17 protein-coding genes are annotated in these 12,645 nt (G+C 69.4%); 4 read left to right on the forward strand and 13 right to left on the reverse strand.

Annotated features, from left to right (window positions below; genetic code table 11):
• Positions 1–20: 20 nt before the first annotated feature.
• The 3 genes from proC to GDR74_RS14145 all read right to left on the reverse strand — a co-directional run bounded on the left by proC (position 21) and on the right by GDR74_RS14145 (position 1,937).
• Positions 21–848, reverse strand: coding sequence for a pyrroline-5-carboxylate reductase (gene proC / locus GDR74_RS14135; protein WP_152586905.1), 828 nt, complete (start codon positions 846–848; stop codon positions 21–23).
• Positions 849–918: 70 nt separating this feature from the next.
• Positions 919–1,419 carry a type III secretion system chaperone family protein gene (locus GDR74_RS14140; RefSeq protein ID WP_152586906.1) on the reverse strand — a complete coding sequence of 167 codons (501 nt, stop codon included), beginning with the start codon at positions 1,417–1,419 and terminating at the stop codon, positions 919–921.
• A 242-nt stretch (positions 1,420–1,661) separates the two neighbouring features.
• Positions 1,662–1,937 carry an accessory factor UbiK family protein gene (locus GDR74_RS14145; RefSeq protein ID WP_152586907.1) on the reverse strand — a complete coding sequence of 92 codons (276 nt, stop codon included), beginning with the start codon at positions 1,935–1,937 and terminating at the stop codon, positions 1,662–1,664.
• Positions 1,938–2,074: 137 nt separating this feature from the next.
• Between GDR74_RS14145 and lgt the strand changes: the two genes are divergently transcribed.
• From lgt to pgeF, 3 genes are read left to right on the forward strand one after another with little or no spacing between them, the layout of a single operon-like run.
• Positions 2,075–2,938, forward strand: coding sequence for a prolipoprotein diacylglyceryl transferase (lgt, locus tag GDR74_RS14150; RefSeq protein WP_152586908.1), 864 nt, complete (start codon positions 2,075–2,077; stop codon positions 2,936–2,938).
• Positions 2,935–4,020, forward strand: a complete 1,086-nt coding sequence (locus tag GDR74_RS14155; RefSeq protein WP_246179540.1) for a class I SAM-dependent methyltransferase — start codon at positions 2,935–2,937, stop codon at positions 4,018–4,020. The genes lgt and GDR74_RS14155 overlap by 4 nt, the downstream gene beginning before the upstream one ends.
• A gap of 16 nt (positions 4,021–4,036) precedes the next feature.
• The gene (gene pgeF / locus GDR74_RS14160; protein WP_152586909.1) at positions 4,037–4,813 is read left to right on the forward strand and encodes a peptidoglycan editing factor PgeF; all 777 of its coding nucleotides are present in this window, start codon (positions 4,037–4,039) and stop codon (positions 4,811–4,813) included.
• Here pgeF and GDR74_RS14165 read toward each other — a convergent pair.
• Complete coding sequence (locus GDR74_RS14165) at positions 4,794–5,561, reverse strand: SDR family oxidoreductase (protein ID WP_246179551.1); 768 nt, start codon at positions 5,559–5,561, stop codon at positions 4,794–4,796. The two genes, pgeF and GDR74_RS14165, sit on opposite strands and share 20 nt — an antisense overlap.
• Positions 5,562–5,849: 288 nt before the next feature.
• On the opposite strand from GDR74_RS14165, the gene GDR74_RS14170 reads away from it, so the two are divergent.
• Complete coding sequence (locus tag GDR74_RS14170) at positions 5,850–6,536, forward strand: outer membrane protein (protein ID WP_152586910.1); 687 nt, start codon at positions 5,850–5,852, stop codon at positions 6,534–6,536.
• A 56-nt stretch (positions 6,537–6,592) separates the two neighbouring features.
• Here GDR74_RS14170 and GDR74_RS14175 read toward each other — a convergent pair whose 3' ends face one another.
• The 9 genes from GDR74_RS14175 to pgsA all read right to left on the reverse strand — a co-directional run bounded on the left by GDR74_RS14175 (position 6,593) and on the right by pgsA (position 12,629).
• Positions 6,593–7,198, reverse strand: a complete 606-nt coding sequence (locus tag GDR74_RS14175; RefSeq protein WP_152586911.1) for a glutathione S-transferase family protein — start codon at positions 7,196–7,198, stop codon at positions 6,593–6,595.
• Between the two features lie 65 nt (positions 7,199–7,263).
• Positions 7,264–8,112 (reverse strand): 23S rRNA (adenine(2030)-N(6))-methyltransferase RlmJ, encoded by an 849-nt coding sequence (locus tag GDR74_RS14180; protein WP_152586912.1) that lies wholly within the window; start codon positions 8,110–8,112, stop codon positions 7,264–7,266.
• 68 nt (positions 8,113–8,180) lie between these two features.
• A complete protein-coding gene (locus GDR74_RS14185; protein ID WP_246179554.1) occupies positions 8,181–8,849 on the reverse strand; it encodes a ribonuclease T2 family protein in 669 nt (222 codons plus the stop codon).
• A complete protein-coding gene (locus tag GDR74_RS14190) occupies positions 8,846–9,283 on the reverse strand; it encodes a hypothetical protein (protein WP_246179556.1) in 438 nt (145 codons plus the stop codon). Before GDR74_RS14190 ends, GDR74_RS14185 begins: the two co-directional genes overlap by 4 nt.
• A gap of 96 nt (positions 9,284–9,379) precedes the next feature.
• A complete protein-coding gene (locus GDR74_RS14195) occupies positions 9,380–10,411 on the reverse strand; it encodes an extensin family protein (RefSeq protein WP_152586913.1) in 1,032 nt (343 codons plus the stop codon).
• Between the two features lie 545 nt (positions 10,412–10,956).
• On the reverse strand, positions 10,957–11,211 hold the full coding sequence (locus GDR74_RS14200) for a hypothetical protein (protein ID WP_152586914.1): 255 nt from the start codon (positions 11,209–11,211) through the stop codon (positions 10,957–10,959).
• 75 nt (positions 11,212–11,286) lie between these two features.
• Positions 11,287–11,757 (reverse strand): molybdenum cofactor biosynthesis protein MoaE, encoded by a 471-nt coding sequence (locus GDR74_RS14205; protein WP_152586915.1) that lies wholly within the window; start codon positions 11,755–11,757, stop codon positions 11,287–11,289.
• An 18-nt stretch (positions 11,758–11,775) separates the two neighbouring features.
• A complete protein-coding gene (gene moaD, locus GDR74_RS14210) occupies positions 11,776–12,027 on the reverse strand; it encodes a molybdopterin converting factor subunit 1 (protein ID WP_152586916.1) in 252 nt (83 codons plus the stop codon).
• A gap of 5 nt (positions 12,028–12,032) precedes the next feature.
• Positions 12,033–12,629 (reverse strand): CDP-diacylglycerol--glycerol-3-phosphate 3-phosphatidyltransferase, encoded by a 597-nt coding sequence (gene pgsA / locus GDR74_RS14215; RefSeq protein WP_152586917.1) that lies wholly within the window; start codon positions 12,627–12,629, stop codon positions 12,033–12,035.
• Positions 12,630–12,645: the final 16 nt, after the last annotated feature.

The raw sequence follows: 12,645 nt of genomic DNA on the forward strand, positions 1-12,645 counted from the left end.
TAGGCGGCGCGCAGCCTCCGTCAGCCCGCCAGCTCCTCGGCACGCTTCTTTGCCGCAGCAACGGTTTCGCGCATGAGGGCCTTGAGGCCGCCCGGATCGGCCATGAGCACCTGGAGCCCGGCCGCCGTGGTGCCTCCGGGGGAGGTCACGTTCTGGCGCAGGGTCGCGGCGGAGAGATCGCTCCTGAACAGGAGTTCGCCCGCTCCCGCGACGGTGGCGCGGGCAAGGCGCTGGGAGAGGTCTGCGGGCAGTCCCGCGGCGATGCCCGCCTCCGCGAGACACTCGACCAGATGGAAAACGTAGGCGGGCCCGGAACCGGAAACGGCGGTGACCGCGTCGATGAGGCTTTCCGAAGGGAGCCACTCGACCGCTCCGACGCTGCGCAGGAGCGCGTCGGCCACGAGGCGCTGCGCCTCCGTGACCTCGGAGCTCGCCGCCGCACCCGTCGCGCCGCGCCCGATGCTGGCGGGAAGGTTCGGCATGGCGCGCACCACGGCGCGGGCCGTCGGCAGGCGCTTGCGCAGGTCGCCGATGGTCTTGCCCGCGAGGATCGACACGAGGAGGGTGCCGGATCCGACCAGGGCGTCGAGGTCCTTCGCGGCCTCGTCGAGCATCTGCGGCTTGATGGCGAGGACGAGGACCTCGGGAGCCGCGGGCTCCTTCGGATTGAGCGCGACCCCGCGCTCGCCGCACAGCCGCGCCATCTCCTCCGAGGGGCGCGGCTCGATCACGGCAATGCCCTGCGGCGGCATGCCTTCGGCGAGCCAGCCCTCCAGCATCGCGCCGCCCATCTTGCCGGCTCCGACGAGGACGAGGGAAGACGGCAGGCGGGACGCGGGCTTTGACATGACGGACCTTGGACGAGCGTTCACGGGATGCGCAATCTATGCGCCGCGCCCCGTCCCTGTCGAGGCCGGATCAGGCCTCGCCCTCGGTCTCGAAGAGCACCGCGTCGAGGGCCTCCTTGGGAGACTTGCCGGCCCACATCACGAACTGGAAGGCCTGGAAATAGCGCTCGCACGCCTCCACCGCGACGCGCAGCATGGTCTCGCACTGGCCCTGCGTGGGGTCGGCCCCGCCGGCCAGCAGGAGCGCGTGGCGGAACATCACCACGTTCTCGCGGCTCCACAGATCGAAATGCCCGACCCAGAGCTGCTCGTTGATGCGGGAGATGAGCTGGAGGACCTCCTGGCGGCGCCGGTCGGGCACCTTCAGGTCGAAGGCGCAGGCCACGTGGAGCGCCTCGACGTCCTCGATCCAAGTGAAGGCGATATGGTAATCCGCCCAGCGCCCGGACACGGAAACGGACATCTCGTCAGCCTCGGCCCGGTCGAAGATCCAGTCCTTCAGGGAAGCGAGCCGTTCGACCACGTCGAGCGGGTGTTCCAGGCGGTCAATTTCGACGTGCAGCTGAGACATATCGTTCCATGAAACTCTTTTGCCCGAACACGCTCAGCACATCCAGGCAATGTCGTAACGTAGATCCGTGGGAAAACCGGGCTCTTCTCCTGAAATACCTTGAGTATTCGGAAGCTTTTCCCAGTTCCGCAACGAATCAACTCATGGAAGGACAGTCTTAGATTTTGACTCCCGCCACAATGCGTCGGTCTGACCTGTCCACAAAAGCCACCCCCGCGGCAGCGAGAAGGCTGTGGAAGGCGTCAGGGCGCCGGATTCGCAGGGGCCGTTCCGGCGAGCTTCGCCTCGAGCGCCGCGACGCGCCGGGCGAGCCGCTCGTTCTCCTCGCGGGCCGCCGCCACCATCTCGCGCAGCACCTCGACCTCCTCGCGCCGCGCCACGTCCATGTCCTGGACGAGGCGCTCGATCTGGCTCCTGACCACCGTCTCCACCTCCCGGCGGAGGCCCTGCGCGGCGCCGGCGGCATCCGTCGCGAGGCGGGCGAGTTCGTCGAAGAGCCGGTTGGAGGTCTGGGTCATGGGTCTGTCCGTCGGGATGGGGCGGGCGCAGCGCCCGCATGGCCCACATGTGGGCGCTTTTTCCGCCGGCTGCAACAGGGTTGACGATCCCGGCCCCGCCGGTCCAATGGCAGGAAAAGCGATCAAGGCTCCTCCGAATGCCCTCAGGACTCGCCTTCCCCGTCATCGACCCGGTCGCCTTCTCGATCGGTCCCTTCGCGATCCGCTGGTATGCCCTCGCCTACGTGGCCGGGCTGCTGGGAGGCTGGTTCTACGCGAAGCGCCTGGCGGCCCGGGCGGACCTGTGGATGCCCTCGCCCCAGCCGAAGCCCGCGGACATCGACGACCTCATCGTCTGGGTCGCCCTCGGGGTCGTCCTCGGCGGACGCACGGGCTACGTCCTGTTCTACAACCTCAAGGCCTATCTCGCGCATCCGCTGGAGATCTTCGCCGTCTGGCGGGGCGGCATGTCCTTCCACGGCGGCTTCCTCGGCGCGGCGCTCGCCATCGTCCTGTTCGCCCGCTCGCGGGGACTCTCGGCCCTGACGATCCTCGACCTCGCCTCCACGGTCGCGCCCATCGGCCTGTTCTTCGGCCGCATCGCCAACTTCATCAACGGCGAATTGTGGGGCCGCCCGGCGCCGGACTTCCCCTACGCGGTCGTCTTTCCCCATGCGGGTCCGGTGCCGCGGCACCCGAGCCAGCTCTACGAGGCCTTCGCCGAGGGCCTTCTCCTGTTCCTCGTGATGGCCGTGGCGGTGCGCGCCTTCGGCTTTCGCCGCCCGGGCCTCGTCGGCGGCATCTTCCTGCTGGGCTATGCCCTGGCGCGGATCGCCTGCGAGTTCTTCCGCGAGCCGGACGAGCAACTCGGCTTCCTGTTCGGCGGCTCGGTCCCGCTCCTCGGCGGCGGCATCACCATGGGGATGCTCCTGTCGGTTCCCATGGCGGTCGCCGGCATCGTCGCCATCTGGCTCGCCGCCCGGGGCGCGACGCGCGCCCAAGCCACAACCGAGCCCGCGTGAGCGCCCTCGCAAGGACCCTGCGCGACCTGATCGCCCTCGAGGGGCCGATCCCGGTCGAGCGCTACATGAGCCTGTGCCTCGCGCATTACTACGCCACCCGCGACCCGCTGGGGCAGGCGGGCGACTTCACGACCGCACCCGAGATCGGCCAGATGTTCGGCGAGCTGATCGGCCTGTGGATGCTGGAGGTCTGGAACGGGATGGGCCGCCCCGGCGGCCTGCGCCTCGTCGAGCTCGGCCCCGGGCGCGGCACCCTGATGGCCGACCTGCTGCGCGCGGCGCGGCTGATGCCGGACTTCCTGGCTGCGGCCTCCGTCCATCTCGTGGAGACGAGCCCGGCGCTCCGCGAACGCCAGGGAGAGACGCTCCGTTCCGCCCCGGTCCCGGTGTCGTGGCACGACCGCCTCGAGGAGGTGCCGGAGGGCCCGACGCTCCTCGTCGCCAACGAGTTCTTCGACGCCCTGCCGGTGCGCCAGTACGTCGCAACGGAGCGCGGCTGGTGCGAGCGGCTCATCGGCCTCGAAGGGGACGCCCTCGCCTTCGGCCTGCGCCCCGAGCCGGAGCCCGCCCTCGGGACCCCGCCACGCCTCGGGGCGGTGCTGGAATGGCCGGCCGCCGGGATCGCGGCGGCGCAGGGCCTCGCCCGCAGGCTCGCCCGCCAGACCGGCGCGGCGCTCCTCATCGACTACGGCTACTGGGGCCCGGCCTTCGGGGACACGCTCCAGGCCGTGAAGGGCCACGCCTACGCCGATCCCCTGGCGGATCCCGGAGAGGCCGACCTGACGACCCATGTGGACTTCCACCGCATCGCCGCCGCGGCGGCCGGAGAGGGCCTCAGGATCCATGGCATGGCAACCCAGGGAGATTTCCTGCAGGCGCTCGGGATCGCCGCCCGGACCGCCGCCCTCAAGCGGCGGGCAACACCCGCCCAGGCCGAGGGACTCGACCGGGCGCTGGAGCGCCTCACGGGCCGCGGGCCCGAGGCCATGGGGGAGCTCTTTAAGGTTTTGGCGCTAAGCCATCCCAGCCTCGAGGCGGTCCCCGGACTGGCCGCCCGTCCCACCGTTCCGGCAAGGACCTGACGCAAGGACCTGACGCATGTATGTGGAAGCCCCCGAACTCGCGGCCTATCCCAATATCCGGCACGCCTTCTTCACCCGCGAGGGCGGCGTCTCCGAAGGGCTCTACGCGTCCCTGAACGGCGGGCTCGGCTCCTCGGACGATCCGGGGAAGGTGCGCGAGAACCGCCGCCGCATGGCGGCGGAGCTGGAGGTCGCGCCCGAGGCCCTGATCAGCGTCCATCAGGTCCACTCGGCGGATGCCGTGACCGTGGAGGCGCCGTGGAGCGGACAGCGCCCGAAGGCGGACGGCATGGCGACGGCGGTGCCCGGCATCGCCCTCGGCGTCACGACGGCGGATTGCGGCCCGGTGCTCTTCGCCGATCCGCATGTGAACGTCGTCGGCGCCGCCCATGCGGGCTGGCGCGGCGCGCTGACCGGCATCCTGGAATCCACCCTGGAGGCGATGGAGAGGCTCGGAGCGCGGCGCGACAGGATCGTCGCCGTGCTCGGCCCCACCATAAGCCAGGACGCCTACGAGGTCGGCGCCGACCTCAAGGCGACCTTCACCGGGCACGACCCCGCCAACGAGGACTTCTTCCGCCCGAGCGAGCGGGCGGGCCACGCCATGTTCGACCTTCCCGGCTACATCGGGCGCCGGCTGGAGCGGGCGGGAATCGGCGAGTTCGCCAATGTGGGCCTGTGCACCTACACCCACGAGGACCGGTTCTTCAGCTACCGCCGGACGACGCACCGGGGCGAGCCGGATTACGGCCGCATGATCTCGGCCATCACCCTCATTCCCTCATACCTGTGACGTCCGGCGTCTCCCAGGCGAGGTGCTGTCCCCCGTCCACGGCGATCATCTGACCGGTCACGCTGCGGGCGCGGACGAGATACATCAGCGCGTCGCCGATCTCCTCCGGGCCCGGCCCGCGCCGCAGGAGGAGCGCGTCGGTCTGCCCCGCGAAATCCTCGGGGGCCTGCCGGGCATTGGCGAGGGTGGGCCCGGGCCCGATCGCGTTCACCCGGATCCGGGGCGCGAGCGCCTGCGCCATGGTCTTCGTGGCCGTGTAGAGGGCGGCCTTCGTCAGGGTGTAGGAGAAGAACTGCGGCGTCGGCTTCCAGACGCGCTGGTCGACGATGTTGACGATCAGGCCTTCCCCCGCCTCCGGCACCTGGCGGGCGAAATCCCGCGCCAGGAAGGCCGGCGCACGCAGGTTGACGGCGAAATGCCGGTCCCAGCGCTCCGGCGACAGGGTGAGCACCTCGTCCGGCTCGAACTCGGAGGCATTGTTGACGAGGAGCGTGAGCGGGCCGACGGCGGCCCGTGCGGCCTCGACCGTCCCCGCGACCGCCCCGGCATCCGCCAGATCGGCCCGGATCACCGCCGCCGTCCCGCCCGCCCGGCGGACGGCGTCCGCCGCGGCTTCCGCATCGGCGACGGAGCGGTTGCAGTGGATCGCGACCGAGAACCCCTCGCGCGCGAGCCTCTCGACGAGGCTGAGCCCGATTCGGCGGGCGCCTCCGGTCACCAGGGCCGCCCCGGGCATCTTTCCGCTCATGAACTGCTGCCTTTCATCCGTTTCCCGCGTGGTTCATGCGCGCTAACCCATTTTTGCGCAGGCCGGCTCGAACCAACTTGGCCGTCAGGCGTTCTAAGGCGCAGGGGATGCCAAAGGGGAATAACACGCAACGTCTGCCACATTCCTGACACAGTGCCCTCGGGGTGCTGTGGTGGACATGTCACAGATCTCACGAGGCTCTCGCCCTATAAAGCTTCCGTAGTCTGACTCGGCCCTGAGCGTGTGTGTTTGTGTCTCGGGACCGGGATGTCGAATAGGAAAGTAACCATGAAGAAAATCCTTCTTGCCAGCGTTGCTCTTTTCGGTTTCGCCGGTGCCGCCGCCGCGGCCGATCTTCCGGCCCGCGCCGCCCCGCCCGCTCCGGTGGTCGCGGCCGTTCCGGTCTTCACCTGGACCGGTTTCTACGTCGGCGTGAACGCCGGCTACGGCTGGAACACCAGCAGCAACAACCCCTTCTTCTACGATCCGGTGCTCGGCTACTACGGTGGCGACGGCGGCAACGACGGCGGCTTCGTCGGCGGCGCCCAGGTCGGTTACAACTACCAGATCGGTCAGTTCGTGATCGGCGCCGAGGCGGACGTGCAGTACGCCGACCGCGGCAACCGCGACCGGATCCTCTACAGCCCGGTCTTCGGCTACTACAACGCCGGCAACAACTCCGACGACTGGTTCGGCACCGTCCGCGCCCGCGCCGGCTTCGCCTTCGACCGCGCCCTCATCTACGCCACGGGCGGTTTCGCCTTCAACGGCGACAACGGCGGCTGGACCGTCGGCGGCGGTCTCGAATACGCCTTCACGAACAACCTGACCGCGAAGATCGAAGGTCTGTACGTGAACATCGACAACGGCAACCGCAATGACCTCATCTACGGCGTGGGTTATTACGGCGGCAAGAACAAGGACGAGTTCGGCGTGGTCCGCGCGGGTCTGAACTACAAGTTCTCGACCTACTGAGACCGACCGAACCTTCCGACGGAAGAAGGCCCGGAGCGATCCGGGCCTTTTTCTTGTCAGGCGGCCACCCGCGTCTTGGCGAAGGCGGGCACGCGGGCCTCGAAGTCGGCGAGCCAGGCGACCAGCTTCGGATGGGTCTTGCGCCACTCCCCGCCCATGCGCAGGTCGAGATAGCCGAGGGCGCAGGCGAGCGCGATGTGCCCGATGTGGAGCGCGGCGGCGGGGGTCGAGAGATGCTCCTCGGCGTAGGCCAGCGCCCGCTCCACCTTGCCCGCCTGCAGCTCGAGCCACTTGGGCTCGTGCCGGTCGGGCGTGCGGAAGCGGCCCTCGTAGACCTGGAGCAGCGCGGCATCCATGATGCCGTCCGCGAGCGCCTGCTGGCGCAGGACCGGGAAGCGCTCCCCGCCGGAGGGCAGGATCTTCCCGCCGCCGGCGAGGTGATCGAGATATTCCACGATCACCCGCGAATCGTAGAGCACCTCCCCGTTCTCGAGGATCAGGGCCGGAATCTTGCCGAGGGGATTCTGGCGGCGCAGGCTGTCCGCCGGGTCCGTGGTGTCGGCGGGAACGATCTCGATGCGATCGGACAGGCCCAGGAGCGAGGCGGCGATCTTCACCTTGCGGCCGAAGGGAGACGCGGGAGAGGTGCGAAGCGTGAGCATGGGATGACCCGGAGCAGGAAAGGACGCTCCTTCATGCCGCTCCCGGGCAGCCCCCGCAACGGCTTTCACGCCGGCGGGCCGAACGGCTCACAGCGATAACGCGCATAGCTCCCGCGCGACAGGCGCTCGGCGAGGGCGGGAAGGAGAACCTCCGCCTCCTCGCGCAGGGACCAGGGCGGATTGAAGACGATCAGGCCGCTGCCGTTGAGGCGCGCCGGCTCGCGGGGATCGTCCACGAGGATTTCGAGGCGCAGGCCCGGCCGCGGGCTCTCGGCATGGAGCCGCTCCGCGAGCGCGTCCACCGGCCCCAAGGCCTTGATCGGGTACCAGCCGGCATAGACCCCGGTCTCCCACTTGCGCAGGGCCAGGAGGATCTCCGTGCCGAGCCGCTCCAGCTCGTTCGGCTGCTCGTAGGGCGGGTCGATGAGCACGAGCCCCCGCTTCTCCTTCGGCGGAATGAGGGCATGGAGGGCGGTCCATCCGTCGAGATGCAGGACCTTGAGATTCGCCACCGCGTTGAAGGCCGCGTTCAGCAGGGCATGATCGGCGGGATGCAGCTCCACGAGGACGCCCCGGTCCTGGCGGCGGAGCATCTCGCGCAGGATCCCCGGCGAGCCGGGATAGACGGTCTGTCCGTGGCGGGCGCGGACCTCCGCGACCGCCCGGCGATAGGGCGCGAGCAGGGCCTCGACCTCGGGCGCGAAGGGCTCGTCGAGCCGGCCGATCCCGTCGACCCACTCGCCCGTCCGTCCGGCCTCGTCGCCGGAAAGGTCGTAGAGACCCACCCCCGCATGGGTGTCGATGACCCGCAGGGGCGTTTCCTTGCGCTGGAGATAGGCGAGGATCCGCACCAGGAGCGCGTGCTTCATGACGTCGGCGAAATTGCCCGCATGGAAGGCATGGCGATAGTTCATGGGAGAGCTAAACCACGTTCGGAAGACGAAGGGAACGGCCCCGGATCGCGGCCGGCCGCGACCCGGCTCTATCGCGGCGCGGGAACCGCGATCGCGCCGGCGCGGCAGCCGTCCCGGTCGACCTCCGGGCACTGGCGGAAGCCGCGCAGGTCCCTGTCGAGGCAGATGCGGATCTCCTGGAACACCCGCCGCCCGCAGGACACCGCCATCATCTCCGGCCGCAGACCCGGATTGGCGCCGGCGAAGGCGCGCTCGATCTCGATGGGCATCACCTGGGAATCGGCCTTCAGGAGGGTAAGGCTGTCGGGGATCCTCACCAGCTCACGCGCCTTGCGGACGAGGGAAAAGTACTCTGCGGGCCCGAGGCCGGAGCAGGTCCCGTGCTTGCGCCACTGGTAGCGGGCGAGGTTGGGATCGGGGAAGAGCCCCTCGAACCGGTCGAGGACGGTGCGCGGCACGAAGCGCCCGGGCGGTTCGCAGAAGGTGGGGTAGCCGCGCTCCGATTGCGGCCACAGGCCGTGGACCACGAAACCGAGCCCGCTGCCCTCCTCGCACTGCCTGCGCTCGCTCCCGCGGGCATCGGCCTCGCAGAAGCCGGGCGACCAGGACAGGGCGAGCACGTAGAAGTCGAACGCCCCGGCGGGCGCGCCGCGCATCTCCTGCATGGGCTGTGCGGCGGCGGGAAGAACGCTCAGGAGCCAGGCGCCTGCCAGGGCGAGGCACCGGGCCAGGTTCACGGCTGGGCCTGTTTGCACAGGGGCGCGTAGGCGTAGTTCCGGTCGAGCCCGACCACGCACCAGTCGGCGCTCCAGCCGATGCCGATGAAGCCGAGCTTCTCCCGGACCGAATAGTTGATCCGGCGCTTGTAGCCGTCGGACACGATCACGGTGCCGGTGCAGAAGCGGCGCGGGATGTAGTCGAGCCCCCAGGGCCGCCAGTCGGTCTCGACCACGCGCTCGAACCCCACGATGGTGAGGGAGGACGACCAGAAGCGGCTCTCGCGGGTCGAGAAATCGGACGAGATCTGCCCGAGGACGGCGGGGTCCGCGCAGGCCGGGAGCGATGCGCTGTAGGAATGGTCCCGCCGCTCGGCCGGGGTTATTTCGCGGGCGAGCGCCGGAGCGCTCAACAGCACGCAGGACACCAAAGCCGCCAGCCACTTCATCGCCATGCTCCACGGATCCACGATCTTTCTGGACCATGTAAGCGCCGGGCAGGAACGTCAAGGCTCCGCTTCCGGCATCCGCAGGAAAAGGGCGGCCGGTCCTCAGTAGATCGCCGCGCCGTTGAGCACCAGGGGCGCGCCCGGCGCAACGGGACGGTAGGCAGGCGGGACCGGACCTGTCGCGACCGGGCGCGGAGGCGGAACCTGCGATCCGTAGGCGCCGGGCGCGGGCGGAGGGCCCGCGAACGGCCCCTGCCCCGCCCCCGGCGGAACGGACGATGCGTGCAGCGGGCCCGGCGGGAGCGGCGTCCGCACCGGCGCGGAGGACGCCGGAGCGGGCCCGGGGTCCGCCGCGTAGGCAGTCTCGGGCAGGTCCTGCTCCATGTCGACGGGCGCGAGATCCGCCGTCTGCGCCGCCTCGGCCGCGGCCAGCCGGCTGCGTTCCGGATCGATCCTGGCGGCGAACTTCAGGACCGGCTTGCAGATGCGCCGGGTGCCGCGCGGGTCGTGGCGCGCCAGGTCGATGTGCAGGTGATCGTAATGGAACGCGTCCGAGCCCGGGGCGAGGACGGTGCTGAAGTAGCGGCAGGCCCCCACGAACACCTCCCGCAGGAAGTCCTGCTCCGCCGGGTCGCCCCTCCACCCCTTCGCCACCGCGATCTCGCGCCCGTCGGCGAGGATGAAGGCCATGACGTCGAGGGCGTTGCCGAAGGCGTGCTCGGACACCTTGGCGCCCCGCTGGTTGTTGCGCGGCCGGCAGGAATAGGAGCCCGCCTTCAGGTCGACCACCGGCACTCCGAAATAGAGGACGGCGGCGGGCTTCACGATCTCGTCGATCCAGGTGTCGATCCGGGGAATGATCGGGCAGGCCAGGGTCACCTTGGAGGTGAGGCCGACGGAGCCGTTGTTGAAGGCGGAAACCTTGAACGGATAATCCATGCCGCAGACGCCCGGTCCGTCGATCTTCGCGGACAGGGCCACATAGGCGGAGGGCTGCACGAGCCGCTGGGCCAGGCAGGCCTCCTCGGCCTGCGAGCGCCACGGCTCGCGCTGCTCGAACCGGAACAGGCCGCACCCCGTCAATCCGAGCCCGACGAGCGATAGGGCAAAGAACGCAACCAACCCACGACGCATGGGGGAAGGTTAGACCGCCCGGCGTAAACAGACCGTCAACGGCGAAAGCCCGGGTCCCATTTCAGTCTTTTCTGAGTGGAACCGCCGTGTTTTCTCCGCACATCTCAACGAAATCTGTGGCACGTCAGGAAAACACTTGACCGGCCCACGACCGTCTTGTGAAGATTTTCCGAAGTGCGGTGCACAACATCTTTTTTCCACTGCCCCCGGCGAGGGGATTTCGACGGCCGGCCAAGCGTTTAACCTGCCTTATACCCGGCACGGCCTGCCAGCGAACCGTTTCGATTGGGTACGGCGGCCTTTCCACCGTGTTAAAGCTTTGTTAATTTACCCCTCCATTTAGACAGGTGCCCCATGAACCTGACGTCGAAATTGGACAAGGCTTCCAAGCTCAACATCGCAGCGGTGTGCGTGTCGCTCGCCTTCATCTGCGCCATTGTCGTCGGGGTTTTCTGAACGGAATCGCCGGTCGGCCGAGGCCGACAGCCCATTCGACCCAACGCCTTTCATGACATGCGCTGCCGGATCCCCTCCGGCAGCGTTTTTCATGAGTCGAGGCAGGGCGTGTCGCTGAGGATCCAGGACGTGACGTTGAGCGCCATGCCGCACTGGGCGAGGCGCGGCCCGTCCGGCGTCCGGAGGCAGACCTTCTCGCCCACCGCGAAGGTCCGGCCCTGGGCCCGGCACCAGCAATCGGCGGGATCGTGGCCCGGCGCCTGGGCAAGGGCCGTCTCGGCCCGATAGGCCGGACCTGCGCCTCCGGCGAGCATCAGGCTCAAGGCGACAACGACGTACCGCATGGCCACCTCCGTCGGTCCCGTCACGGGGCCGATGGTCCGCCCCGGGCCTTCGCCCGTCAAGGCTTGCGGCAAGGTTCAGGCCGGCACATCCCGAGCCCATCGCCCGGTCGCGGCGTCGTCCTCCGCCTTGGCCTCCACCCATGCGCCGACCGTGCCGTCCTTGAGGTGCTCGCGCTTCCAGAACGGCGCTTTCGTCTTCAGGTAGTCCATGAGGAAGGAGGCGGCCTCGAACGCGGCCTGCCGGTGGGCCGATGCGGCCAGGACCAGCACGATCTCCTCGCCGGGGAGGACCTTGCCGTAGCGATGGACGACCGTGAGGCCGAGGAGCGGCCAGCGTTCCTCGGCCATGCGGGCGATGCGCCGGATCTCGTCCTCCGCCATGCCGGGGTAATGCTCGAGCTCGAGGGCGGCGAGCCGGCCGCCCTCGTCGCGGCACAGGCCCGTGAAGGAAACGACGGCGCCGATATCGGCGCGCCCCTTCGTGAGCGCCGCGGCCTCCGCGGCCGGGTCGAAACCTTCCCTCTGGATGCGGACGGTGGCGTTCACGGGCGGCTCCGGCGAAACTCAGCCTCCGGTCATGGGCGGGAAGAAGGCGATCTCCCGCGCCCCCGCGATCGGCCGGTCCGGCCCGGCATGGACCCGGTCGACGGCGGCCCGGACGACCGCCTCGTTCTCGAAGGCGTATTCGTATTCCTCGCCACGGGACTTGAGCCAGCGCACGAGGTCCGCGACCGTGGCGACGCCCTCCGGCACCTCCACCTCCTCGTCCGTCCGGCCGATGCGCTCGCGCACCCAGGCGAAATAGACGAGCCTCATGGCGCCTATCCCTCGTCCATCATGTGGTGGATCCCGGTCTTGAGATAGTCCCAGCCGGTGTAGATCGTCAGGATCGCGGACACCCACAGGAGAATCGTGCCGATCGTCACGGTGCCGGGCAGGACGGACTCGCCCGCAGGCCCCGCGACGAGGAACCCGACCGCGACGATCTGGGCCGTCGTCTTCCACTTGGCGACCCGGCTCACCGGGACCCCGACCTTCAGCTCGGCCAGGAACTCCCTGAGGCCGGAGACGAGGATCTCCCGGCACAGGATGACGATGGCGGCCCAGAGGGACCAGCCCTGGATCGTCCTGTCGGCCACCAGCATCAGGAGGCAGGCCGCGACGAGGAGCTTGTCGGCGATGGGATCGAGCATCCGGCCGAGGGCCGATTGCTGCGAATAGGTGCGCGCCACGTAGCCGTCCAGGTAGTCGGTGATCCCGGCAAGGGCGAAGATCGCCAGGGCCGCCCAGCGGGACCAGTGGTCCTCGGGCCAGAAGAGAAGGCCGACGACCGCGGGCACGGCCGCGAGCCGCCCGTAGGTCAGCAGGTTGGCGAGGTTGAAGGCCTTCGACCGGCGCGTGAAGGGGGCGGAGCTCATGACAAGGCAGGAAGCA

This window comes from Microvirga thermotolerans (assembly GCF_009363855.1).
GTDB lineage: Bacteria > Pseudomonadota > Alphaproteobacteria > Rhizobiales > Beijerinckiaceae > Microvirga > Microvirga thermotolerans.

Bases quoted from the DNA above. Each gene is read 5' to 3' on its own strand.
- proC (WP_152586905.1), bottom strand. From the start codon at position 848: ATGTCAAAGCCCGCGTCCCGCCTGCCGTCTTCCCTCGTCCTCGTCGGA.
- GDR74_RS14140 (WP_152586906.1), bottom strand. From the start codon at position 1,419: ATGTCTCAGCTGCACGTCGAAATTGACCGCCTGGAACACCCGCTCGAC.
- GDR74_RS14145 (WP_152586907.1), bottom strand. From the start codon at position 1,937: ATGACCCAGACCTCCAACCGGCTCTTCGACGAACTCGCCCGCCTCGCG.
- lgt (WP_152586908.1), top strand. From the start codon at position 2,075: ATGCCCTCAGGACTCGCCTTCCCCGTCATCGACCCGGTCGCCTTCTCG.
- pgeF (WP_152586909.1), top strand. From the start codon at position 4,037: ATGTATGTGGAAGCCCCCGAACTCGCGGCCTATCCCAATATCCGGCAC.
- GDR74_RS14165 (WP_246179551.1), bottom strand. From the start codon at position 5,561: ATGAGCGGAAAGATGCCCGGGGCGGCCCTGGTGACCGGAGGCGCCCGC.
- GDR74_RS14170 (WP_152586910.1), top strand. From the start codon at position 5,850: ATGAAGAAAATCCTTCTTGCCAGCGTTGCTCTTTTCGGTTTCGCCGGT.
- GDR74_RS14175 (WP_152586911.1), bottom strand. From the start codon at position 7,198: ATGCTCACGCTTCGCACCTCTCCCGCGTCTCCCTTCGGCCGCAAGGTG.
- GDR74_RS14180 (WP_152586912.1), bottom strand. From the start codon at position 8,112: ATGAACTATCGCCATGCCTTCCATGCGGGCAATTTCGCCGACGTCATG.
- GDR74_RS14190 (WP_246179556.1), bottom strand. From the start codon at position 9,283: ATGGCGATGAAGTGGCTGGCGGCTTTGGTGTCCTGCGTGCTGTTGAGC.
- GDR74_RS14195 (WP_152586913.1), bottom strand. From the start codon at position 10,411: ATGCGTCGTGGGTTGGTTGCGTTCTTTGCCCTATCGCTCGTCGGGCTC.
- GDR74_RS14200 (WP_152586914.1), bottom strand. From the start codon at position 11,211: ATGCGGTACGTCGTTGTCGCCTTGAGCCTGATGCTCGCCGGAGGCGCA.
- moaD (WP_152586916.1), bottom strand. From the start codon at position 12,027: ATGAGGCTCGTCTATTTCGCCTGGGTGCGCGAGCGCATCGGCCGGACG.
- pgsA (WP_152586917.1), bottom strand. From the start codon at position 12,629: ATGAGCTCCGCCCCCTTCACGCGCCGGTCGAAGGCCTTCAACCTCGCC.